The sequence below is a fragment of the Enterobacter sp. 6722112 genome, from assembly GCF_058661685.1.
Map to the genome: position 1 here is coordinate 3,055,442 of NZ_JBZWGR010000007.1, position 21,943 is coordinate 3,077,384.

The 21,943-nt window shown below is 56.8% G+C and carries 18 protein-coding genes; 7 read left to right on the forward strand and 11 right to left on the reverse strand.

Annotation, left to right across the window (positions count from 1 at the left end):
• Positions 1-13 precede the first annotated feature (13 nt).
• The 3 genes from AC4OVU_RS16020 to oqxR all read left to right on the forward strand — a co-directional run bounded on the left by AC4OVU_RS16020 (position 14) and on the right by oqxR (position 2,726).
• Complete coding sequence (locus tag AC4OVU_RS16020) at positions 14-691, forward strand: response regulator (RefSeq protein WP_017383516.1); 678 nt, start codon at positions 14-16, stop codon at positions 689-691.
• The gene (locus AC4OVU_RS16025; RefSeq protein ID WP_491928748.1) at positions 691-2,079 is read left to right on the forward strand and encodes a sensor histidine kinase; all 1,389 of its coding nucleotides are present in this window, start codon (positions 691-693) and stop codon (positions 2,077-2,079) included. Before AC4OVU_RS16020 ends, AC4OVU_RS16025 begins: the two co-directional genes overlap by 1 nt.
• A 167-nt stretch (positions 2,080-2,246) precedes the next feature.
• Positions 2,247-2,726, forward strand: a complete 480-nt coding sequence (gene oqxR, locus AC4OVU_RS16030) for an efflux pump transcriptional repressor OqxR (protein ID WP_003860591.1) — start codon at positions 2,247-2,249, stop codon at positions 2,724-2,726.
• Positions 2,727-2,792: 66 nt separating this feature from the next.
• Here oqxR and oqxB read toward each other — a convergent pair whose 3' ends face one another.
• Positions 2,793-5,945, reverse strand: a complete 3,153-nt coding sequence (gene oqxB / locus AC4OVU_RS16035) for a multidrug efflux RND transporter permease subunit OqxB (protein WP_129541279.1) — start codon at positions 5,943-5,945, stop codon at positions 2,793-2,795.
• A 23-nt stretch (positions 5,946-5,968) separates the two neighbouring features.
• Positions 5,969-7,144, reverse strand: a complete 1,176-nt coding sequence (gene oqxA / locus AC4OVU_RS16040) for a multidrug efflux RND transporter periplasmic adaptor subunit OqxA (RefSeq protein ID WP_023295135.1) — start codon at positions 7,142-7,144, stop codon at positions 5,969-5,971.
• 337 nt (positions 7,145-7,481) lie between these two features.
• On the opposite strand from oqxA, the gene AC4OVU_RS16045 reads away from it, so the two are divergent.
• Entirely contained in the window at positions 7,482-7,835 is a 354-nt protein-coding gene (locus AC4OVU_RS16045) for a helix-turn-helix domain-containing protein (protein WP_015572178.1), read from the forward strand.
• A 101-nt stretch (positions 7,836-7,936) separates the two neighbouring features.
• On the opposite strand, the gene guaA is transcribed toward AC4OVU_RS16045, so the two are convergent.
• Both guaA and guaB read right to left on the reverse strand, forming a co-directional pair.
• On the reverse strand, positions 7,937-9,514 hold the full coding sequence (gene guaA / locus AC4OVU_RS16050; RefSeq protein WP_491928749.1) for a glutamine-hydrolyzing GMP synthase: 1,578 nt from the start codon (positions 9,512-9,514) through the stop codon (positions 7,937-7,939).
• Between the two features lie 67 nt (positions 9,515-9,581).
• Positions 9,582-11,048, reverse strand: a complete 1,467-nt coding sequence (guaB, locus tag AC4OVU_RS16055) for an IMP dehydrogenase (protein ID WP_003860601.1) — start codon at positions 11,046-11,048, stop codon at positions 9,582-9,584.
• Positions 11,049-11,207: 159 nt separating this feature from the next.
• Between guaB and xseA the strand changes: the two genes are divergently transcribed.
• From xseA to AC4OVU_RS16070, 3 genes are read left to right on the forward strand one after another with little or no spacing between them, the layout of a single operon-like run.
• Positions 11,208-12,581 (forward strand): exodeoxyribonuclease VII large subunit, encoded by a 1,374-nt coding sequence (gene xseA, locus AC4OVU_RS16060; protein ID WP_032654466.1) that lies wholly within the window; start codon positions 11,208-11,210, stop codon positions 12,579-12,581.
• Between the two features lie 58 nt (positions 12,582-12,639).
• Positions 12,640-13,659, forward strand: coding sequence for a M4 family metallopeptidase (locus tag AC4OVU_RS16065; protein WP_023295137.1), 1,020 nt, complete (start codon positions 12,640-12,642; stop codon positions 13,657-13,659).
• A complete protein-coding gene (locus AC4OVU_RS16070) occupies positions 13,660-14,010 on the forward strand; it encodes a protealysin inhibitor emfourin (protein ID WP_006811517.1) in 351 nt (116 codons plus the stop codon).
• Here the strand turns inward: AC4OVU_RS16070 and AC4OVU_RS16075 are convergent.
• The 7 genes from AC4OVU_RS16075 to hisS all read right to left on the reverse strand — a co-directional run bounded on the left by AC4OVU_RS16075 (position 14,007) and on the right by hisS (position 21,897).
• A complete protein-coding gene (locus AC4OVU_RS16075) occupies positions 14,007-14,228 on the reverse strand; it encodes a zinc ribbon domain-containing protein (RefSeq protein ID WP_017692930.1) in 222 nt (73 codons plus the stop codon). The two genes, AC4OVU_RS16070 and AC4OVU_RS16075, sit on opposite strands and share 4 nt — an antisense overlap.
• Before the next feature lie 50 nt (positions 14,229-14,278).
• Positions 14,279-15,313 (reverse strand): Gfo/Idh/MocA family oxidoreductase, encoded by a 1,035-nt coding sequence (locus AC4OVU_RS16080; RefSeq protein ID WP_110292895.1) that lies wholly within the window; start codon positions 15,311-15,313, stop codon positions 14,279-14,281.
• Positions 15,314-15,374: 61 nt separating this feature from the next.
• Complete coding sequence (locus AC4OVU_RS16085; RefSeq protein WP_063151569.1) at positions 15,375-16,916, reverse strand: peptide MFS transporter; 1,542 nt, start codon at positions 16,914-16,916, stop codon at positions 15,375-15,377.
• 298 nt (positions 16,917-17,214) lie between these two features.
• A complete protein-coding gene (gene der, locus AC4OVU_RS16090; protein ID WP_022648998.1) occupies positions 17,215-18,687 on the reverse strand; it encodes a ribosome biogenesis GTPase Der in 1,473 nt (490 codons plus the stop codon).
• Between the two features lie 112 nt (positions 18,688-18,799).
• Positions 18,800-19,978 carry an outer membrane protein assembly factor BamB gene (gene bamB, locus AC4OVU_RS16095; RefSeq protein WP_017383525.1) on the reverse strand — a complete coding sequence of 393 codons (1,179 nt, stop codon included), beginning with the start codon at positions 19,976-19,978 and terminating at the stop codon, positions 18,800-18,802.
• Positions 19,979-19,988: 10 nt separating this feature from the next.
• On the reverse strand, positions 19,989-20,609 hold the full coding sequence (locus AC4OVU_RS16100; protein ID WP_017383526.1) for a YfgM family protein: 621 nt from the start codon (positions 20,607-20,609) through the stop codon (positions 19,989-19,991).
• A gap of 13 nt (positions 20,610-20,622) precedes the next feature.
• On the reverse strand, positions 20,623-21,897 hold the full coding sequence (gene hisS / locus AC4OVU_RS16105) for a histidine--tRNA ligase (RefSeq protein ID WP_022649001.1): 1,275 nt from the start codon (positions 21,895-21,897) through the stop codon (positions 20,623-20,625).
• Positions 21,898-21,943: the final 46 nt, after the last annotated feature.

The window sequence follows — 21,943 nt, forward strand, 5'->3', positions numbered from 1 at the left end:
TACAGTTACCAATGTGAAAATTCTACTAATTGAAGACGACCTGGATCTCGGCAATGGCGTGCGTATCGCCCTTGCAGATCAAGGATTTGATGTCATATGGGTACGCCGCAAAGAGGATGCGCTGCATCAGCTTGGGATCTGCGTGCCCGAACTTATTTTGCTCGACCTGGGGCTGCCCGATGGCGATGGCATGAGCCTGATGACGCGCCTGCGTCAACAGCTTAAGGGCGTCCCCGTCATCATCCTGACGGCGCGAGGCACGCTACAGGACCGCCTGTGCGGGCTGGATGCAGGTGCAGACGATTATCTGGTCAAACCTTTTGTTCTCGCCGAACTGCTGGCGCGCGTGAGAGCCCTTGCGCGGCGCAGTTACGGTTTTGAAAATGAGGCAATAGAAATTCGCGGTTTGTCGCTTCATATTCCGACGCGTCGCGTAACGGTGAGCGCACGCCACGTTGAGCTGACGGCAAGCGAATATGCGCTGCTTGAAACGTTAATGCTGCGCGCCGATCGCGTGCTTACGCGACGGTATCTGGAAGAAAGGATATTTGGCACGAAAGAAAACCTCAGCAACGCGCTTGACGTGCATATGGGTAACCTGCGGCGAAAAATTGGCGATGGTTTTGTGCGAACGGTAAGAGGCGTTGGGTATGTCATTGATACCGTACCCGTTCAGAAGGCGGCAGGTTGATGCGTAATTTTTGGCACCACCTCCGGCTTCCCACGCTGGTCAGGCGAATGCTGGTCGCCCAGATGCTGCTGCTTACGTTGCTCTGGTGTCTCTTTTTAACCTTCATTTTGCTGGAAGACCTGCGTAGCCCTCCCATACTGACGGGCAGTGAGACTTATGAAACCGTTTTTTCCCTGGTGGAGAGTATGGACGATCGTCCGCAGGCGCGTGATGCTGTGCTGGCAGCGTTCAGCAAGGCTCTGCGGGAGGGCTATGGCGGCGGCGAAGATCCGGAGCTGTCCATCAACCTCATTGTTCGCAAGAATAACGAGATTATTTTTTCTTCGGATGGTGCGCCGACGGGGGTAAAAAATAGCCGTCTGGGGGTCATGCAGCATGTCCAGAGTGAGGACCATACATGGACGAGCCGTACCCTCAAATCCGCGCACTCCGACGTGGAAGTCACCCTTTTTACCCCTGCCGGTAGCTGGAATTTCTTTATCTATCTGAACTCGCGCGGCTACTACGTCATGCCGCTGATGGTATGCATCCCTTTTCTTCTGTTCCCCGCGTGGCTGTCCATCCGCATCGCGATGCGCCCCTGGAACAAGGTGGTGAATGAAATTTCATTGCGCACGCCGGACGATCTCTCGCCTTTAAAAGCCGTCCCCAGACACAGGGAGCTTCGCCAGACGGTCGACGCGATTAATGACTTTCTGGCCAGGGTGCGGGAAAGCGCCGAAAGGGAAAGAATGTTTATTGCCGATGCCGCACACGAACTGCGTACGCCTCTGGCCGCGATGCGGATCAACGTCGAGGCGTTGCAGTCCTGGGTCATCAGCGAAAGCCAGCAGGAGCTGCTTGCGGGCATTGTTCGCAGCAATAGCCGTGCTGCGCGTCTCGTCAATCAGCTTCTGCTGATGATGCACAGCGAAGCGCACATCAGCACGGTGATGTCGCCTGTGCCACTGACGACGCTTATTCAGGAGCGAATGGCTGCCCTGGAACCGCTGGCGTCCGGGCGCAGAATTGAGTTTGAATTCATCGCCGATGATGAAATCCATATCACAGGCATTCGGGAACGTCTGGTATCGCTGATCGACAATTTAATTGAGAATGCCGTGAAGTACAGCCCTGAGGGTGGACGCATTGAGGTACAACTGCAATCGCGTGATAAGTCCGCTCAGCTGCGCGTCTCAGACGCGGGTCCCGGCATTCCGGTTGAATTGCGGGAGCGTGTGTTCGACAGGTTCTTCCGCGATCCTAATCAGACCCAAAGCGGGAGTGGACTGGGGCTTGCTATCGTTAAAGCCGTTACGCAGCAACACAACGGCAGGGTCAATCTGAGTACGTCAGCCGAAGGCGGTCTTATGGTGACCGTTGATTTCCCGAATCCGGCGTTCGCATGAACGTAAACGCGGCGCTACACGTCCTGACATGTGTCAGCGCAGCGTTACTTCACGTATGCCGCAGATTGCTTCAATAAAATTACCGTATTTGTTATATTGTTACTTACTGATTATTCACCTCTGCGGTGCCAAAAAGAACAAGATTCACCGCAACCCAGGACAGAAAAATGTTAGATTACCGCTTCCCGACAGCTTTGCAGATGGTTCTCAGCGTAGCGATGGCGGAGCAATCGGGTGAACGTTCGACGAGTGCAATCCTGGCTTACGGCCTGGAAGCGAATCCGAGCTTTATCCGCAAGTTAATGGTTCCTCTCGCCCGCGACGGCATTATCGTCTCCACGCTTGGCCGCAACGGCTCTATTCACCTTGGCCGCCCGGCGGAAGAGATTACCCTGCGTGATATCTACCTTTCCGTCACTGAAGATAAAAAGCTGTGGGCGTCCCGTCCTGACGTCCCGGCCCGCTGCGTGGTCAGCGCCAACGCCTGCTGGTACTTCAAATCAATCGCTGATGAAGCGGAGCAGGCTTCGTTAGCGGTTTTAGCGCGCCATACCGTCGCCAGCGCGCTGGAAGAGGTGAAAAAAGCCGATACCAGCGGGTGCGATCCGGTGCCGGAACTCTGCACACAGCATAAAAAAGCGCCCTAATCCTGACAGACTGCGAAAAAAAAGCCGCCTTCATTGTGAAGGCGGCTTTTTGCTATCTGCTACGTCCTACGCAGGCAACACCTCTCTTTCCGCTTTACCGCGCGTCACGAACTTACGCAGCGTCACGTAAAAGACCGGCGTCAGGAACAGACCAAACAGCGTCACACCCAGCATCCCGGCGAACACGGTGATCCCGGTGACGCCGCGCACTTCTGCCCCTGCCCCGTGACCAAGGATCAGTGGAATGGTCCCGGCAATAAAGGCGATAGAGGTCATTACAATCGGGCGTAGACGCAGGCGGCACGCTTCCAGCGCGGCCTCCATAATGCCTTTGCCCTGAATTTCCAGCTCGCGGGCAAACTCCACGATAAGAATCGCGTTTTTACAGGCCAGCCCCATCAGTACCACCAGCCCTACCTGCACGAAGACGTTATTATCGCCCCCGGTCAGCCAGACGCCGAACAGCGCGGAGAGCATCGTCATCGGCACGATGAGGATCACCGCCAGGGGCAGCGTCCAGCTTTCATACAGCGCCGCCAGCACCAGGAACGCCAGCAGCACCGCGACCGGGAAGACGATCAGCGCCGTGTTGCCCTGGGTGGCCTGCTGGAAGCTCAGGTCCGTCCATTCAATATTCATCCCGTTCGGCAGGATCTGCTGAGACATACCGTCCAGCTGCGTCATCGCCTGCGCGGAAGAGAGCACGCGCGGGTCGGCATCGCCAATCAGATCCGCCGCCGGGTAGCCGTTGTAGCGGATCACCGGGTCCGGACCGTAGGTGGTCGTGATTTTCACCATACTGCCAATCGGCACCATTTCACCCTGGCTATTACGGGTGCGTAAATTCGCGATATCTTCCACGCTGTCGCGGAACTGCCCGTCGGCCTGTGCCATTACGCGCCAGGTGCGACCGAACTGGTTGAAGTCATTCACATAAGACGAGCCCAGATAGGTTTGCAGCGTCCCGAAGAGATCGGTGAGCGACACGCCCTGCGCTTTCGCCTTATCACGGTCAACCTGTACATCCAGCTGCGGAACGTTTGCCTGGTAGGTTGAGATAGGGAAATGCATCCCCGGCGTCTGCATAATCGCCCCGGACATGGTGTTCACCGCGTTTTGCAGCGCGCCATAGCCCAGACCAGCACGATCCTGAATGTACAGCGAATAGCCCGATCCCTGGCCCAGACCTAAAATCGGCGGCGGCAGAATCGAGAAGCCAAAGCCCTGCTGGATTTGCGCGATTTTCGCGTTGATCTCCGCGTTTATTTCCGCCGCAGTATGTTTACGCTGGTCGAACGGCTTCAGGCCAAAGAAGACCGTCCCGGTGTTCGGCGTATTGGTGAACTGGAGCGCATTCAGGCCAGGAAACGCGACCGCATAATCCACGCCTTCGGTATTCATCCCGATTTCGCTCATTTTGCGGATCACCGCATCGGTGCGCGCCAGCGACGAGCCTTCCGGCATTTTCACGCCGCCGATCAGGTACAGCTTATCCTGCGTCGGAATAAACCCGCCGGGAACGGCTTTAAACATCACGCCCGCAGCGCAAAGCAGCAGCAAATAAACCACGAACACTGCCCCGCGTCGGCCGAGCGTTTTGCCCACCAGCCCCTGATAGCCAGTCGAGCTGCGGTGGAAAAAGCGGTTAAACGGACGGAAAATCCAGCCGAACAGACGATCGATAAGCCGGGTCGGGAAATCTTTCGGGGCGCCATGCGGCTTCAACAGCAGCGCGGCCAGCGCTGGCGAGAGCGTCAGCGAGTTGATCGCGGAGATCACCGTGGAAATGGCTATCGTTACCGCAAACTGCTTGTAGAACTGACCGGTCACGCCGGAGAGGAACGCCATCGGAACGAATACCGCACACAGCACCAGCGCAATGGCAATAATCGGTCCGGACACTTCACGCATCGCCTGATGCGCTGCCGCAAGTGGGGCGAGCCCCTCTTCGATATTTCGTTCGACGTTTTCCACCACCACGATGGCATCGTCCACCACGATACCAATCGCCAGCACCAGCCCGAACAGGCTCAGGGTATTCAGCGAAAAGCCCAGCAGGTAGAGAATACTGAACGTGCCCACTACCGATACCGGCACCGCAATCAGCGGGATTATCGACGCGCGCCAGGTTTGCAGGAACAGGATCACCACCAGCACGACCAGCACCACCGCTTCCAGCAGCGTTTGCACCACAGCGCGGATCGAGTCGCGTACAAACACCGTCGGGTCGTAAGGCGCCGCCCATTTCATATCGTCCGGGAATCGTGTGGACAGTTCGTCCATTTTGGCGCGTACCGCGTTAGACAGATCGATGGCGTTTGCCCCCGGCGACTGGAAGATACCAATCCCGACCGCGTCTTTATTGTTCAACTGGGAGCGCAGCGCGTAGCTGCCGGACCCCATCTCGACACGCGCCACGTCGCGCAGTCGGACGACCGTACCATCCTGCGTGGTTTTCAGGACAATGTTGCCGAACTCGTCTTCGGTATGCAGGCGGCCCTGGGCGTTAATGGAGATCAGGAAATCGCTCTCTTTCGGCAGCGGCTCGGCGCCAAGCTGCCCGGCGGACACCTGCACGTTCTGCTCCTGCATCGCCGTGACCACGTCCGAAGCGGTCAGCCCGCGGGCCGCGACCTTGTTCGGGTCCAGCCAGACGCGCATCGCGTATTCACCCGAGCCGAAAATCTGAATCTGCCCCACACCGGGCAGACGCGCCAGCTCGTCCTTCACCTTCAGCGTGGCGTAGTTACGCATATACAGTGAATCGTACTTACCGCCAGGCGAAAACAGATGCACCACCAGCGTCAGCGTTGGCGACTGTTTCTGAGTCGTGATGCCCAGACGCCGCACGTCTTCCGGCAGACGCGCTTCGGCCTGCGCGACGCGGTTTTGCACCTGAACCTGCGCCTGATCCGGGTCGGTGCCCGGACGGAAGGTGACGGTAGTCACCAGCACGCCGTCGGAACCCGCGACGGATTTCATGTACATCATGTTCTCAACGCCGTTGATCGCCTCTTCCAGCGGCGTTGCCACGGTCTCGGCAATCACTTTCGGGTTGGCGCCCGGGTACTCGGCGCGCACCTGCACGCTTGGCGGCACGACGTCAGGGTATTCGCTCACCGGCAGCAGCGGGATGGCGATTAATCCTGTGATAAAAATCAGAATCGACAGTACGGCGGCAAAAATCGGCCTGTCGATGAAAAAACGGGAAAAGTCCATGGATTGGATTCTCAGGTAAGGGATCAGTTGAGGGCGGCGCTGGCGGTCATGGCAACGGTTTTCGCGTTAACCGGCATACCCGGCATAAACACTTTTTGTAAACCATCGACGATGACTTTATCCCCGGGATTCAGCCCCTGCTGTACGATACGTAAACCGTCGGCCAGACGCCCGGGCGTAATGTCGCGGCGCTGCGCTTTCCCGTCTTTATCCACGATATAAACATATTTACGATCCTGATCGGTCAGCACCGCCTTATCGTCAACAAGCGTGGCTTTAAATTCCGCACTGCCCGGCAGACGCACGCGGGCAAAGAGTCCAGGCGTGAACTGACGCTGTGAGTTATCCAGCAGCGCGCGCATGCGGATCGTTCCGGTACCCGGCGTGAGCTGGTTATCCAGGAAATCCACTTTGCCCTGATGGGGATAGCCCTCCTCGCCCGTCAGGCCAATCTCCACCGGCAGCGCCGCATGATCGCCGGACACCCGCTGCCCGCTGCGGGCCAGGTTCTGATAGTGAAGGTAGGTTGACTCGTCCACGTCGAAGTAGACATAAACCGTTTTCTGCGAGACCAGGGTGGTGAGCACGCTGGCGCTGTCGCCCGCCGTCACCAGGTTACCGCTGGTGATCAGCGCCCGGCTGGCGCGACCGTCGATAGGCGCGGTCACTTTGGTGAAGTCGAGGTTAAGTTGCGCAGCGTCTACCGCCGCCTGCGCGGCGCGAATATCGGCCTGCGCCTGGGTAGCGGCGGAACGGCGCTGCTCCCACTCTTCGCGGGACACCACGTTGGTATTGACTAATTTATCGGTACGGTTAGCCTCGCTTCGCGCCAGACTGGCCTGCGTTTTGGCTCTCGCCAGGTTCGCCTGCGCCTGTTCCAGCGCGGCGCGATAGGTTCGGTCATCAATCGTGAACAGCACCTCGCCCTTTTTCACCTCCTGGCCGTCGGTGTAATTCACTTTCTCAATGTAGCCGGAGACGCGCGGACGCAGCTGAACGCTTTCCACCGCTTCAATGCGACCGTTAAAGCTGTCCCACTGGCTAATGGATTTCACCACCACGTCAGCAGCGCTGACAACGGGCGCTTGCGGCGCGGCATTTTGCGCGACGCTGTCATCGCACCCGACGAGAAGCGCGGAGAGTAAAACCACCCCCATCGCGCTCAGATGAAAGTTACCCCAGGTTTTTTGCAGGCTCATTATTTTTATTCCGGTTATTGTAGCCGCCGGGCAAGACGCAGCGGGAGGCGCCGCGCCACTTCCTTTGTCCGGTAGCTGGCTGAAGGCCATTTGTGTCGTTCATCGCCACAAAACTGTAACAGTTGCGAATACACTATCGCGGCGATTGTAGGAAGGCGCTTAATTAAGTGCAAGAATAATTGTTGCACTTTATGTGCTATTTGCGGCGAAGATAAATCACGCGTTTTGAGAAGGGATTTAAATGCAACAATAAAACTTGCAATTAATGTAAAAACGGGTCACCTTTAAGTGCAACAAACAAAGATGCTTTTTAATGCGTGGCGTAGGGGGAAGCAAAATGAACACGGGTGCATTCATTCACGATTTACTCGACTGGATCGACAACAACCTCGATAGCCGTCTGGACATTGAAACCGTCTCCAGGCGAGCCGGCTATTCGAAATGGCACCTCCAGCGGCTTTTCAAAGAACATACCGGCTCCCCTCTCGCCGAATATATTCGCGCGCAAAAGCTGCAAAAATCGGTTGAGCGCCTGGCCCACAGCGATGAACCGATTCTGAACGTGGCGATCGCGCTGGGCTTTGACTCTCAGCAGTCCTTCAACCGCAGCTTTAAGCGTCAGTATGGTCAGGCACCCGGCGCATGGCGACGCAGTATCGGCTGCCGTGAATCGCGGCAGATGAGCCAGTAGTTCACCGCCGGGCCGGATATCGGCCAAAAAGAAAAACCCTCTGTAAACAGAGGGTTTTATCAGTCTTACCTGCTTATAACTTCGCAGGAAAGGTTATGGGCTTACTCCCACTCGATCGTCGCCGGTGGCTTGCCGCTGATGTCATACACCACGCGGGAAATGCCGTTCACTTCGTTGATGATGCGGTTAGACACGCGGCCTAAGAAGTCATACGGCAGGTGCGCCCAGTGCGCGGTCATGAAGTCGATGGTTTCCACCGCACGCAGGGAAACAACCCAGTCGTACTTACGGCCATCGCCCATCACGCCGACCGAGCGAACCGGCAGGAACACGGTGAACGCCTGGCTCACTTTGTTGTACAGGTCAGCTTTGTGCAGCTCTTCGATGAAGATCGCGTCCGCGCGACGCAGCAGGTCGCAGTACTCTTTCTTCACTTCGCCCAGCACGCGTACGCCGAGACCCGGGCCCGGGAACGGGTGACGGTAGAGCATGTCGTACGGCAGTCCCAGCTCCAGGCCGATCTTACGCACTTCGTCTTTGAACAGCTCACGCAATGGCTCAACCAGGCCCATCTTCATCTCTTTCGGCAGGCCGCCCACGTTGTGGTGAGATTTGATGACGTGTGCTTTACCGGTAGCGGAGGCCGCAGACTCGATCACGTCAGGGTAGATGGTGCCCTGCGCCAGCCATTTCACATCTTCCAGCTTCAGCGCTTCTTCGTCGAACACTTCCACGAACACGCGACCGATGATTTTACGTTTCGCTTCCGGATCGTTCTCGCCTTTCAGCGCGTCCAGGAAGCGCTGCTCGCCTTCCACGTGAACGATGTTCAGACCGAAGTGGTCGCCAAACATGTCCATAACCTGCTTCGCTTCGTTCAGACGCAGCAGACCGTTGTCCACGAAGACGCAGGTCAGGTTTTTGCCGATCGCGCGGTGCAGCAGCATGGCGGTCACGGAGGAGTCCACGCCGCCGGAGAGGCCGAGGATCACTTTGTCATCACCAACCTGCTGGCGGATACGCTCCACGGCGTCGTCGATGATTTTTGCCGGGGTCCACAGGGCTTCACACTGGCAGATGTCACGCACGAAGCGCTCCAGCATGCGCATACCCTGACGGGTGTGGGTCACTTCCGGGTGGAACTGCACGCCGTAGAAGCGTTTTTCTTCGTTCGCCATGATGGCGAACGGGCAGCTTTCAGTGCTGGCAACGGTCACGAAGTCGGACGGGATAGCGGTGACTTTGTCGCCGTGGCTCATCCACACGTCCAGCAGCGGTTTGCCGTCTGTGGTCAGGGAGTCTTCGATACCGCGCACCAGCGCGCTGTCGGTGACGACTTCAACCTGTGCGTAGCCGAACTCACGCTCGTTAGAGCCTTCTACGTGGCCGCCCAGTTGCATCGCCATGGTCTGCATGCCGTAGCAAACGCCGAACACCGGTACGCCCGCTTCGAACACGTACTGCGGCGCACGCGGGCTGTTCTCTTCGGTGGTGCTTTCCGGGCCGCCGGACAGGATGATGCCGCTTGGATTGAACTCGCGAATCTGTGCTTCCGTGACATCCCACGCCCACAGCTCACAGTAAACGCCCAGCTCACGCACGCGGCGCGCCACCAGCTGAGTGTACTGAGAACCAAAGTCCAGGATGAGAATGCGATGTTTATGAATGTTTTCCGTCATTGACGCTAATTCCGAGGCAAGTGAAACAAAACAAAGCGCCCGGCATTGAGCCGGGCGCGGAAATTTATCAGGAGCCCAGACGGTAGTTCGGGGACTCTTTGGTGATCGTCACGTCGTGAACGTGGCTCTCCTGGATACCCGCACCGCTGATGCGTACGAATTCCGCTTTGGTACGCAGCAGGTCAATGGTACCACAGCCGGTCAGACCCATACAGGAGCGCAGGCCGCCCATCTGCTGGTGAATGATCTCTTTCAGGCGGCCTTTATACGCCACACGGCCTTCGATACCTTCCGGCACCAGTTTGTCTGCGGCGTTATCGGTCTGGAAGTAACGGTCGGAGGAACCTTTGGACATCGCGCCCAGGGAGCCCATACCGCGGTAGGATTTATAAGAACGCCCCTGGTAGAGTTCGATTTCACCCGGGGATTCTTCGGTACCGGCCAGCATGGAGCCCACCATCACGGCTGCGGCACCTGCGGCGATCGCTTTGGCGATGTCGCCAGAGAAACGGATACCGCCGTCCGCGATTACCGGAATACCGGTACCTTCCAGCGCTTCAACCGCGTCAGAAACCGCCGTGATCTGCGGCACGCCTACGCCGGTGACGATACGGGTGGTACAGATAGAGCCAGGGCCGATACCCACTTTCACCGCGCTGCAACCCGCTTCCGCCAGCGCGCGAGCGCCTGCGCCGGTTGCTACGTTACCGCCGATGATCTGGAGATCCGGGTATTTAGCACGGGTTTCACGAATACGTTGCAGAACGCCTTCGGAGTGGCCGTGGGAGGAGTCAATCAGCAGCACGTCAACGCCCGCAGCAACCAGCGCGTCAACGCGCTCTTCGTTACCCGCACCTGCGCCAACCGCAGCGCCGACGCGCAGACGGCCATGCTCGTCTTTACAGGCGTTCGGTTTACGTTCTGCTTTCTGAAAATCTTTAACGGTGATCATGCCGCGCAGGTGGAAGTTCGCGTCCACTACCAGCGCTTTCTCAACGCGTTTTTCGTGCATTTTCGCCAGCACCACGTCGCGGGTTTCGCCTTCACGCACGGTCACCAGACGCTCTTTTGGCGTCATGTAGACGCTGACAGGCTGGTTCAGGTCAGTCACGAAACGCACGTCACGACCGGTAATGATACCCACCAGTTCGTTGTCTTCAGTGACTACCGGATAGCCTGCAAAGCCGTTACGCTCGGTCAGGGCTTTCACTTCGTGCAGCGTGGTGGTTGGCAGAACGGTCTGAGGATCGGACACGATACCGGATTCATGCTTCTTCACGCGGCGAACTTCTTCCGCCTGACGCTCGATAGACATGTTTTTGTGGATAAAGCCAATGCCGCCTTCCTGTGCCAGGGCGATAGCCAGACGCGCTTCAGTCACGGTGTCCATTGCTGCGGAGAGCATAGGAATGTTCAGACGAATGGTTTTCGTCAACTGCGTGCTGAGGTCGGCAGTATTCGGCAGAACGGTGGAGTGAGCGGGAACGAGGAGGACGTCGTCAAACGTCAGTGCTTCTTTAGCGATACGTAGCATGGGCAATATCTCTGACCTGGGTGGTTAAATATTGCCGTGGCATTATACAGAGCGTAACCGATTGCATCCACACTTTTTTGAAAAAAATGCTTGCGCTCACCTCTCAGCAGGTTACTATCGACTGAATAACTTGCTGATTTAGAATTTGATCCCGCTCACATGTTATCCTCTCAATCCCCCTCAATTTATACTGTCAGCCGCCTTAATCAGACGGTACGTTTGCTGCTTGAGCAGGAAATGGGACAGGTCTGGATCAGCGGTGAAATCTCTAACTTCACGCAGCCTGCTTCCGGTCACTGGTACTTTACGCTGAAAGACGACACCGCTCAGGTGCGCTGCGCGATGTTCCGCAACAGCAACCGTCGCGTGACGTTCCGTCCTCAGCATGGCCAGCAGGTTCTGGTTCGCGCCAATATTACCCTGTATGAGCCGCGCGGCGATTATCAGATTATCGTCGAGAGCATGCAGCCCGCGGGCGAAGGCTTGCTGCAACAGAAGTATGAGCAGCTCAAAGCCATGCTTTCGGCTGAGGGATTGTTCGACCAGCAGTTTAAAAAGCCCCTGCCCTCACCCGCTCACTGCGTTGGGGTTATCACCTCGAAAACCGGTGCGGCCCTGCACGATATTTTGCATGTCCTGAAGCGCCGTGACCCTTCCCTGCCCGTCATTATTTACCCAACTGCCGTTCAGGGTGACGATGCGCCGGGGCAGATCGTGCGCGCGATTGAACTGGCAAATGCCCGTCAGGAGTGTGATGTATTAATCGTTGGGCGCGGCGGCGGCTCGCTGGAAGACCTTTGGAGCTTTAACGACGAGCGCGTGGCGCGGGCAATCTTTGCCAGCCTTATCCCGGTGGTAAGCGCCGTCGGCCATGAAACGGATGTGACGATAGCGGATTTTGTCGCGGATTTACGCGCGCCCACGCCGTCCGCGGCGGCAGAGGTAGTCAGCCGTAACCAGCTGGAGCTGCTGCGTCAGATCCAGAACGGGCAGCAGCGCCTGGAGATGGCGATGGACTACTTCCTCGCCAATCGTACCCGCCGCTTTACCCAGCTTCACCATCGTCTGCAACAGCAGCATCCGCAATTGCGTCTGGCGCGTCAGCAAACCGTGCTGGAACGTCTGCGTCAGCGGATGAACTTCGCGCTGGATAACCAGCTTAAGCGGGCGGTATCTCGCCAGCAGCGCGTCACGCAGCGTCTGAACCAGCAAAACCCGCAGCCGAAGATTTATCGCGCACAAACGCGTATCCAGCAGCTTGAGTTCCGCCTCGCGGAAAATATCCGCTCACGCCTGAGCACCACGCGCGAGCGTTTTGGCAATGCGGTCACCCATCTGGAAGCCGTCAGCCCGCTCTCCACGCTGGCTCGCGGCTATAGTGTGACCACCGCGACGGACGGCAAAGTGCTGAAACAAACGAAACAGGTTAAAGCCGGGGATGTGCTCACCACCCGGCTTTCTGACGGCTGGGTCGAGAGTGAGGTGAAAGAGATCAAACCGGTGAAAAAAACGCGCCAGCGTAAAAGCGGATAAATCTTCGCCGGTTACAAACTATACTGCTGCTATTGCCTTTTTTAATAAGGAGAGCAGCATGCCCCATTTTCATAGCGTCATCCCTCCGTATATTCTTCGCCGTATTATCGAAAGCGGTTCTGAGCCGCAGCAGCGCTGCGCCCGTCAGACCTTAACCCACGTCCAGACGCTGATGGCCCATATGCCGGGCAAACCCGCCGCCCCGCATGTTAATAAAGCCGGTCAGCTTGAGCGTGACATCTACGATGCGAAACAGACCCAGGAGCTGCCGGGTACCCAGGTGCGCTATGAAGGCCAGCCCTCCAACGGCGATGTGGCGGTGGATGAAGCGTACGATTATCTGGGTATCACCCATGATTTCTTCTGGAAAGAATATCAGCGCGATTCGCTCGATAACAAAGGGCTGATCCTCACCGGCACCGTGCACTATGGCCGGGAATATCAGAACGCCTTCTGGAACGGCCAGCAGATGGTCTTTGGCGACGGTGACGGAGAAATCTTCAACCGCTTCACCATTGCCATCGACGTGGTGGCGCATGAGCTGAGCCACGGCGTGACCGAGACCGAAGCCGGACTGATCTATTTTGAGCAGTCGGGCGCGCTGAACGAGTCCTTATCAGACGTGTTCGGCTCGCTGGTGAAGCAATACCATCTTAAGCAAACCGCCGATCGGGCAGACTGGCTGATTGGTGAAGGGCTGCTGGCAGCGGGGATTAACGGCAAAGGGCTGCGCTCAATGTCTGAACCCGGTACCGCCTACGACGATCCGCTGCTCGGCAAAGACCCGCAGCCCGCGCACATGAAAGATTTCATCAAAACGCGCGAGGATAACGGCGGCGTGCATCTTAACTCCGGCATCCCCAACCGCGCGTTTTACCTGGCCGCAACGGCGATCGGTGGCTACGCCTGGGAAAAAGCGGGTTATGCCTGGTACGACACGGTTTGCGATCGCAACCTGGCGCAGGATGCGGATTTTGACGCTTTCGCAAAACTGACGATAGCGCACGGCGAGAAACGATCCGGTAGCGACGTTGGGGCGGCCATTAAACAAGCCTGGGAACAGGTGGGAGTACTGTAAATGCAGGTTCCGGAACTGACGGATGACGCCGTGGTTGAGCTGGCCCGGGAAGGCGGCGTCGCTTTTATCCCTAAGCTGAGCGGCCAGCGCACCATTGCGCTCTCCTCGCTTAATGAGGCCCAGCGCCAGCGCCTGGTGAGCATTCTTGAGCAGGCTTTCCCGCGCGGCCAGCCGCCCGGGCAAGCCTCTTCCCCCGGCAGCGGTGACCAGCGCTATTTCCGCATCCAGATTATCTGGACCGGCCAAAATCAGGCGCACTACGCCGATATCATCGTGCTGGTACCCGAGCAGGAAGCACCCGAGTCGCTGGTGGAACTGTGGCAGAAAGGTGAAGGCTGCGTGTGCGATTAACCTTCAGCCCGAACAAACTCCACGCGTTTTTTAGAGATAAGACCGTGGCCGTTCTGGCAAAAATAGTCCACCGCACCGCAGGCTTTTAGTACCTGGAGTGGCTGATGACACTCCGGGCAGCGGGCTTCGAGCGCGATATCTTTATTACAATTTTCGCAGTGCGCTACCCCGTTCAGGGGCTCCAGCGGTGTCTGGCAATCCGGGCAGGTAATCGTCATGGTGACTCCTTCAAAGCGTTCAGGTCTGCGATAATTTTACCACGTCGCGTTCAGTGCGGGCCACGCAACTGTTGCTGTAAGGTCAGCAGCAGCGTCACCTCCTCGACCCTGCGGCGCGTCGTGCGGCTCACCTGGTGCGGATCCCGTTCAAAGAGACTTTTTGCTCCCAGAATATGCTCCGCAAGGCAATGCTCGTAGATCGTACCGGGAATATGCCAGCGCTGAATTTCTTTACCCTTAATCAGCTCCAGCACATCTTCTGCGCCGCGTCGGTCGTGGCTGACGATGCGCCCGTCGCGCAAATGGAAGCGTAATCCCTTTTGCCCGCCCGCAGGCCCCGCGTATTTGTTAAGCCAGATGTCCACCGGCACGCCGCTGATGCTTCCCTGCAAATGCGCCTCGCCTTCCGCCGTGGTCAGATCGCCCGTTTCAATATCGCTGCCCAGGCGGTCTTTTGCTGTCACCACCTGCAACGTCATATCGTCACTGCCGCCCAGGTAACGCACCGTTTCACGCAGCATCGCCAGCACGTGCGTGCCGATATCCAGAATCACACCATCTGGATGGCGAAGCGTTCGCGCGTCTGGCTCGCCGGTGGCGAAGTTGAGCGCAATGGGCTCTCCTTCGGCGTTATACCCGCTTGGCTCCTGCAAAAAGCCTTCGATTTTGACGATGTCAGAAACATGAGCGACCAGTGATTGCTTTACGCTATCGAGACGCGCCATCCAGTGATCGATCGCCAGCACGCGGTCGGCGGCTCCCGGTTGAGCCAGCAGCGCTTTCAGTTTTTCAATTTGGGGCAGCGTGGCGACAATCGGTTTTTCTACCACAATACGCGACGCGGGTGAGGCCAGCGCCTGCTCAAGTACCTCGAGATGGTACAGGGAGGAAGTGGTGATAAACAGGGTATCCAGCGGGTGGGAAAGAAGTTCACCGAGCGACGCGCAACGTGTGACCCCTTCAGGCTGCTTCTCGGGATGAATATCAAAACCTAAACAGCGCGGAGTATCAGGAAAAAGATTTCGTATTGTCGGTAAGTAAGCCGTTTCAACCACAGCACCAAGCCCAACAAACCCTAACAGCATGTTCTTACCTCGTTAAGTCAATTGCCGGGGCATAACGCCACCCCGGCAAGGTCGAGGTTTATCAGGCGTTAGCGGCCGGTTTAGTCTGCGCATTTTCCAGCATGCGGCGCACCGGAACAATGAGGACGATCAGCACCGCAGCACAAATCAGCAGCGCAATGGAGCAACGGGCAAAGAGGTCTGGCAGCATATCCAGCTGGTCGGCCTTCACATGGCCACCAATCAGCCCCGCAGCCAGGTTACCCAGCGCACTGGCGCAGAACCACAGGCCCATCATCTGACCGCGCATTCTTTCCGGCGCCAGCAGGGTCATGGTCGCCAGACCAATCGGACTCAGGCACAGTTCCCCGAGCGTCAGCATCAGGATACTTCCCACCAGCCAGAACGGAGAAACCCCTGCCCCACCGTTGTTCAGCACGTTCTGCGCCGCCAGCATCATCAGGCCAAAGCCCGCCGCTGCACACAGAATACCGATCACGAACTTGGTGATGCTGCTCGGACGAATGTTTTTGCTCGCCAGCTTCGGCCATGCCCAGCTAAATACCGGGGCCAGCAGAATGATGAACAGGGCATTAATCGACTGGAACCACACCGCCGGGATCTCAAAATCACCGATCATGCGGTTAGTGTAGTCGTTGGCGAACAGGTTGAAGGAGGTTGGCTTCTGCTCGAACGCGGACCAGAAGAACGCGGCGGAGACCAGCAGAATAAAGCACACCAGCAGCCTTGCGCGCTCTTTGCGATTCAGCCCGGCGAAGATGAACAGATAGATGAAGTAGAGCGCGACGGAGGCGGCAATCACATACACCAGCACGCTGGCGACCGCGACCGGATTAATCACAATCACGCCCTGGGCAATCAACGTTACGATGATTGCAACACCCACAGCCAGCGCCAGCAGCCAGGCACCCACGCCGTTACGTTTCACTACCGGACTGTTCCAGGTGGAGTCCAGACCGACTTCACTGTCGTAGCGCTTCATGGCCGGAACGGCAAACACGCGGAAGATAATCAGGGCGACCAGCATCCCGATACCACCGATACCAAAGCCCCAGTGCCAGCCGTGGGTTTTAATCAGCCAGCCGGAAATCAGAGGGGCAATGAACGAGCCCATGTTGATGCCCATATAGAACAGCGAGAAACCGCCGTCACGACGCGCATCGCCTTTTTTATACAGGGTGCCGACCATGACCGAGATACAGGTCTTGAACAGGCCGGAGCCGAGCACGATAAACATCAGGCCGATGAAGAACAGGTTGTCGCCCATGATGGCCGACAGGGCGATCGACAGGTGCCCGAGCGCAATCAAAATCGAACCGTACCAGACGGCCCGCTGCTGGCCGAGCCAGTTATCCGCCAGCCAGCCGCCCGGCAGCGCAGCGAGGTACATGGTGCCGGCAAAGATGCCGACAATCGCCGAGGCGTTTTCACGCGCCAGGCCCATTCCGCCGTCATACACGGTGGCGGCCATAAACAGAATCAGTAGCGGGCGAATACCGTAAAACGAAAAACGCTCCCACATCTCGGTGAAGAACAGCGAACCGAGCGGATAAGGATGGCCGAAGAAGGTTCGGCTCTCTTTTTGATTAACAGAGGATTGCATAATTCTCCCGAAAAGGTATGTGTCGTGCTTGTAAACACAGCATGTACGCCGAACGGTTACGTATCCGATCGATTTTTTACATGCGGCGAAATGTTGGTTAACCATTTGATAACCAGGCGCTAGTTTTGTCTAGTACCGAACCCTGGACTTTAAGACGAAAATTCGATGATTGTCTACTTTCTTAGATATAAACATGGTTAAAAGCGAATAGTGATTGACATCACACAGGGAAGGCAGGCCTTTTGAATGGGCGAAAAAAACCCGCGACAGGCGCGGGTTTTAGTGAGTTCGGTAAGAATTATTTGCTTTTCTTAATGTGCTTAATCAAACGCTTACGCTTACGCATCTGGTTCGGCGTCAGGGTGTTGCGTTTATTCGCAAACGGGTTCTCCCCTTCCTTGAACTGAATACGGATAGGCGTACCCATCACGTCCAGCGACTTGCGGAAGTAGTTCATCAGGTAGCGTTTGTAGGAGTCCGGCAGATCCTTCACCTGGTTACCGTGGATCACCACGATAGGCGGGTTATACCCCCCGGCGTGAGCATATTTCAGCTTCACGCGACGACCGCGCACCAGCGGCGGTTGGTGGTCTTCAGCAGCCATGTTCATGATACGGGTCAGCATCGCCGTGCTCTGACGGCGGGTAGAGCTGTCATAGGCTTCACGAACGGATTCGAACAGGTTGCCAACACCACTCCCGTGCAGGGCAGAGATGAAGTGAACGCGGGCAAAGTCGATAAAGCCCAGACGGAAGTCCAGCGTCTCTTTCACCTGCTCGCGCACTTCATTGCTCAGGCCGTCCCACTTGTTGACGACGATAACCAGTGAGCGCCCACTATTTAGGATAAAGCCAAGCAGAGAGAGATCCTGATCGGAGATACCTTCACGTGCGTCGATGACCAGCAGCACCACGTTGGCGTCTTCAATCGCCTGAAGGGTTTTGATCACCGAGAATTTTTCTACCACATCGGTGATTTTCCCGCGCTTACGCACCCCTGCGGTGTCGATAAGTACGTACTCACGTTCATCGCGCTGCATTGGAATGTAAATGCTGTCACGCGTTGTGCCTGGCATGTCGTAAACCACCACGCGCTCTTCACCGAGAATACGGTTAGTAAGCGTAGACTTACCTACGTTTGGGCGACCCACGATAGCCAGCTTGATAGGCAGATCCTGCGGGTTGAAGTCGTCTTCCGGCTCTTCCTCGCCTTCCTCTCCGGCTTCAAACTGCGCCCAGTATTCAGCGTCCTCGTCCACCTCTTCCGGCGGGTTTACTTCATCAACCCACGGCAGCAGCACGGTTTCCAGCAGGCTGGTGACGCCACGACCATGCGAGGCCGCGATAGGATAAATATCGCCCAGACCTAAAGACCAGAAATCCGCAACAGCCTGATCGGCATCGATGCCGTCAGTTTTGTTCGCCACCAGGAAGGTAGGCTTTTCGCGTGAACGCAGATGTTTAGCAATAGCAGAATCCGCGGGCATCAGGCCAGCGCGAGCATCCACCATAAACAGAACCACATCCGCTTCTTCGATAGCCAGCAGAGATTGCTCTGCCATGCGGGTTTCTACGCCGTCTTCCGTACCGTCAATACCCCCGGTATCGATACAGATGAACTCGCGTCCTTCCACCTCTGCACGACCGTACTTACGGTCACGCGTCAGCCCCGGGAAATCCGCAACCAGCGCATCACGGGTGCGTGTTAAACGGTTAAAAAGAGTGGATTTTCCAACGTTAGGGCGCCCGACAAGCGCGACCACAGGTACCATGTTTGAAGCCTCATAAAATTCAAAATAACGTCGCTTTCGCAGCGTTTTTAAAAATGTCAAAACGGCTCCTGAGTGAACAGGAGCCGTTTAGTATACTACAACCGCCGTGTAATTAACGCGTGATCGCGTACAGCGTGCCGTCTTTTGCCTGAATCAGCAGTTTGCCGTCAGCCACAACGGGCTCCGTCAGGAAGCCTGAGCTATCCACTTTCTGCTGTGCCACGAAGCGACCATTCTCTGGATCGATCCAGTGCATATAGCCTTCGCTGTCGCCCACCACCAGGCTGCCGTTATACAGTGCTGGTGCGGTCAGCAGACGGTGCAGCAGATCGCTCTGCGTCCACAGCGTCACGCCACCTTCGGTGCTCAGCGCCAGCAGACGGTCGTTCTGATCCACCATATAAATACGGTTGCCGTCGACGATGAAATCGTTCACGGAACCCAGCTCACGTTTCCACATGATCTGGCCGCTACGCAGGTCCAGCGCCGTCAGGTTGCCGTTGTACGCCAGCGCGTAAACCACACCGTCAACGATGACTGGCGTGGTGTCCACGTCACTCAGACGGTCAATTTCAGTTGAACCGGTCGCCTGGGAAATACGCTGCTGCCAGATCATCTGGCCCTGCTGCATCAGTACCGCGCTGACACGGCCGTTGTCACCGCCCACAATGGCGGCGCCAAAGGCGGTCGCCGGAGCAGATTCACCACGCAGAGACAGCGCTGGCATATCCAGGTTAACCGTCCATTTTACCAGACCATCGGCTTCGTTCAGCGCCTGCAACTGGCCGTTGCTGGTATGGATCAGCACCAGGCCGTCGCTGACAACCGGACGCGACAAGGATTCACCGGCAACGGTGGTCTGCCATGCAACCGAACCGTCGCTGGCATTCAGCGCGTAAACCTGCGCTTTTTCGCTGCCCACATACACGTGACCGCCAGCAACGGTCAAGCCGCCAGAAAGCAGTGCAGGTTTACGGGAGAACCAGCCGTCTTTTTCCGCCAGGTTAATGGACCACACTTCTTTTCCGTCATCAGCGTTCAGCGCTTTAACGGTGCCTTTGCGATCGGCCGCATAGACAACGCCGTCAGCAAATGCCGGGTGCAGGTTGGAATAAAAATCGCCAATACCATCTCCCACAGAGGTGTCCCAGGCGGTGGATGGGGTGAACTGGTTTTCAACCGTCGGCAGCGGGGACATTTTAACAACGTCTTCTTCGCCACTGAACAGTGAACAACCACTCAATAACGTAACAGAAAGCAGTCCTGGCAGAAGTAATTTACGCAATTGCATTGGGTCCCTCTCAGACGGACAAATTATTTATTTTCATCTGCATCATTTCGCTCAGCGCAGGTGAAGCTTTACTATCCACGCCAGCTTGCCACGCTTTACGCGCGCCCGCTTTATCACCTTTACTCAGCAGTGCTTCACCGCGAAGATCGGCAACAATAGCGGCAAAGCCTTCGCCTTTGATGGTATCAAGCGTTTTCAGCGCGTCGTCGGCTTTTTTCTGCTGAACCTGGATACGCGCCAGACGCAGATTGATCACCGCTTTCAGATTTTCGTCACTGGCAGCAGCAAGCCCCTGAGACAGTTGCGCAGCGGCTTTGTCCAGTTCGTTTTTATCAACATACTGCTGAGCCACTTCCAGCGCAGCCAGCGCGCCGTAGGTGTTTTTGTTGTCAGCGGCAAATTTCTCCGCAGCCGTCAACGTTTGCGGCTGATCGGCACGGATTGCGCTAACGGTATTTTCGTAGTTCAGGGACGAACCGCGAGCAGAGTCAGCCTGATGATTGTTCCAGTAACGCCAGCCTACCAGCGCACCAACACCTAAAATAACCCCTACAACCAGTGCTTTGCCGTTTTCAGCAAAGAAGCGCTTAACCGCATCAACCTGGTCGTGTTCGTTCTCGTAAATTTCCACGCAGTCCTTCTCCTTAGCCCAATAGAGTGCGCAAGTGCGCCGCAACGCCATCCTGCGTTACCGTAGTTTGCTCACCAGAGCGCAGGTCTTTGACTACCACTTCGCCGTTGGCCACTTCGGACTCACCCAGCACCAGTGCGATACTTGCGCCCCACTTATCGGCACGAGCAAACTGTTTTTTAAAGTTGCCGCCGCCGTGGTTGGTCATCAGCTTAACGTCCGGCAGCGCATCGCGCACGCGTTCGGCAAGCTGCATCGCCGCAGACTGCGTATCCGCACCTGAGGCCACCAGGTATATATCGACAACAGGATCGGCTTTAAATTCCGGATTAACTGCCTGAACCAGCAAAACAAGTCGCTCAAGGCCCATCGCGAAGCCTACAGCCGGTGCTGCGCGACCACCCAGTTGTTCGACCAGACCGTCATAACGACCGCCGGCACAGACGGTGCCCTGCGAACCGAGGCTGGTGGTGACCCACTCAAATACGGTGCGGTTGTAGTAGTCCAGACCGCGCACCAGACGCTGGTTAACGGTATAAGCAATGCCCGCCGCTTCAAGCAGCTTGCACAGGCCGGCAAAGTGTTCGCGGGAATCCTCATCCAGGTAGTCACCCAGCGCTGGCGCATCGTTCAGCAGCGCCTGTACGTCAGGATTTTTGGAATCGAGTACGCGCAGCGGGTTGCTGTACATACGACGCTTACAGTCTTCGTCGAGCTTCTCTTTGTGCTGTTCCAGGAACGCCACCAGCGCATCGCGATAGTTCGCACGCGCTTCCAGAGAACCGATAGAGTTCAGCTCCAGAGAAACGTGCTCAGAAATACCGAGCGCACGCCACCAGCGGGCAGTAAGCATAATCAGTTCGGCATCAATATCTGGTCCTTGCAGACCAAAAACTTCCACGCCAAGCTGGTTGAACTGACGGTAGCGGCCTTTTTGCGGACGTTCGTGGCGGAACATCGGGCCGATATACCACAGGCGCTGCTCCTGATTGTACAGGAGACCATGTTCGATGCCGGCGCGTACGCAACCCGCCGTCCCCTCAGGACGCAGAGTCAGGCTGTCGCCGTTGCGGTCCTCAAAGGTGTACATCTCTTTTTCAACCACGTCGGTTACTTCGCCGATCGCGCGTTTGAATAACGGGGTCTGCTCTACAATCGGCAAACGAATTTCGCTGTAACCGTAGCTGCCGAGCACCTGCTTCAGTGTGCCTTCAATGCGCTGCCAGATGGCGGTTTCGCCAGGCAGATAATCGTTCATGCCGCGGATGGCTTGAATGTTTTTTGCCACGTTTATTCTCTTTCTATATACAAAAAAGAACCCAAAGAATGGGTTC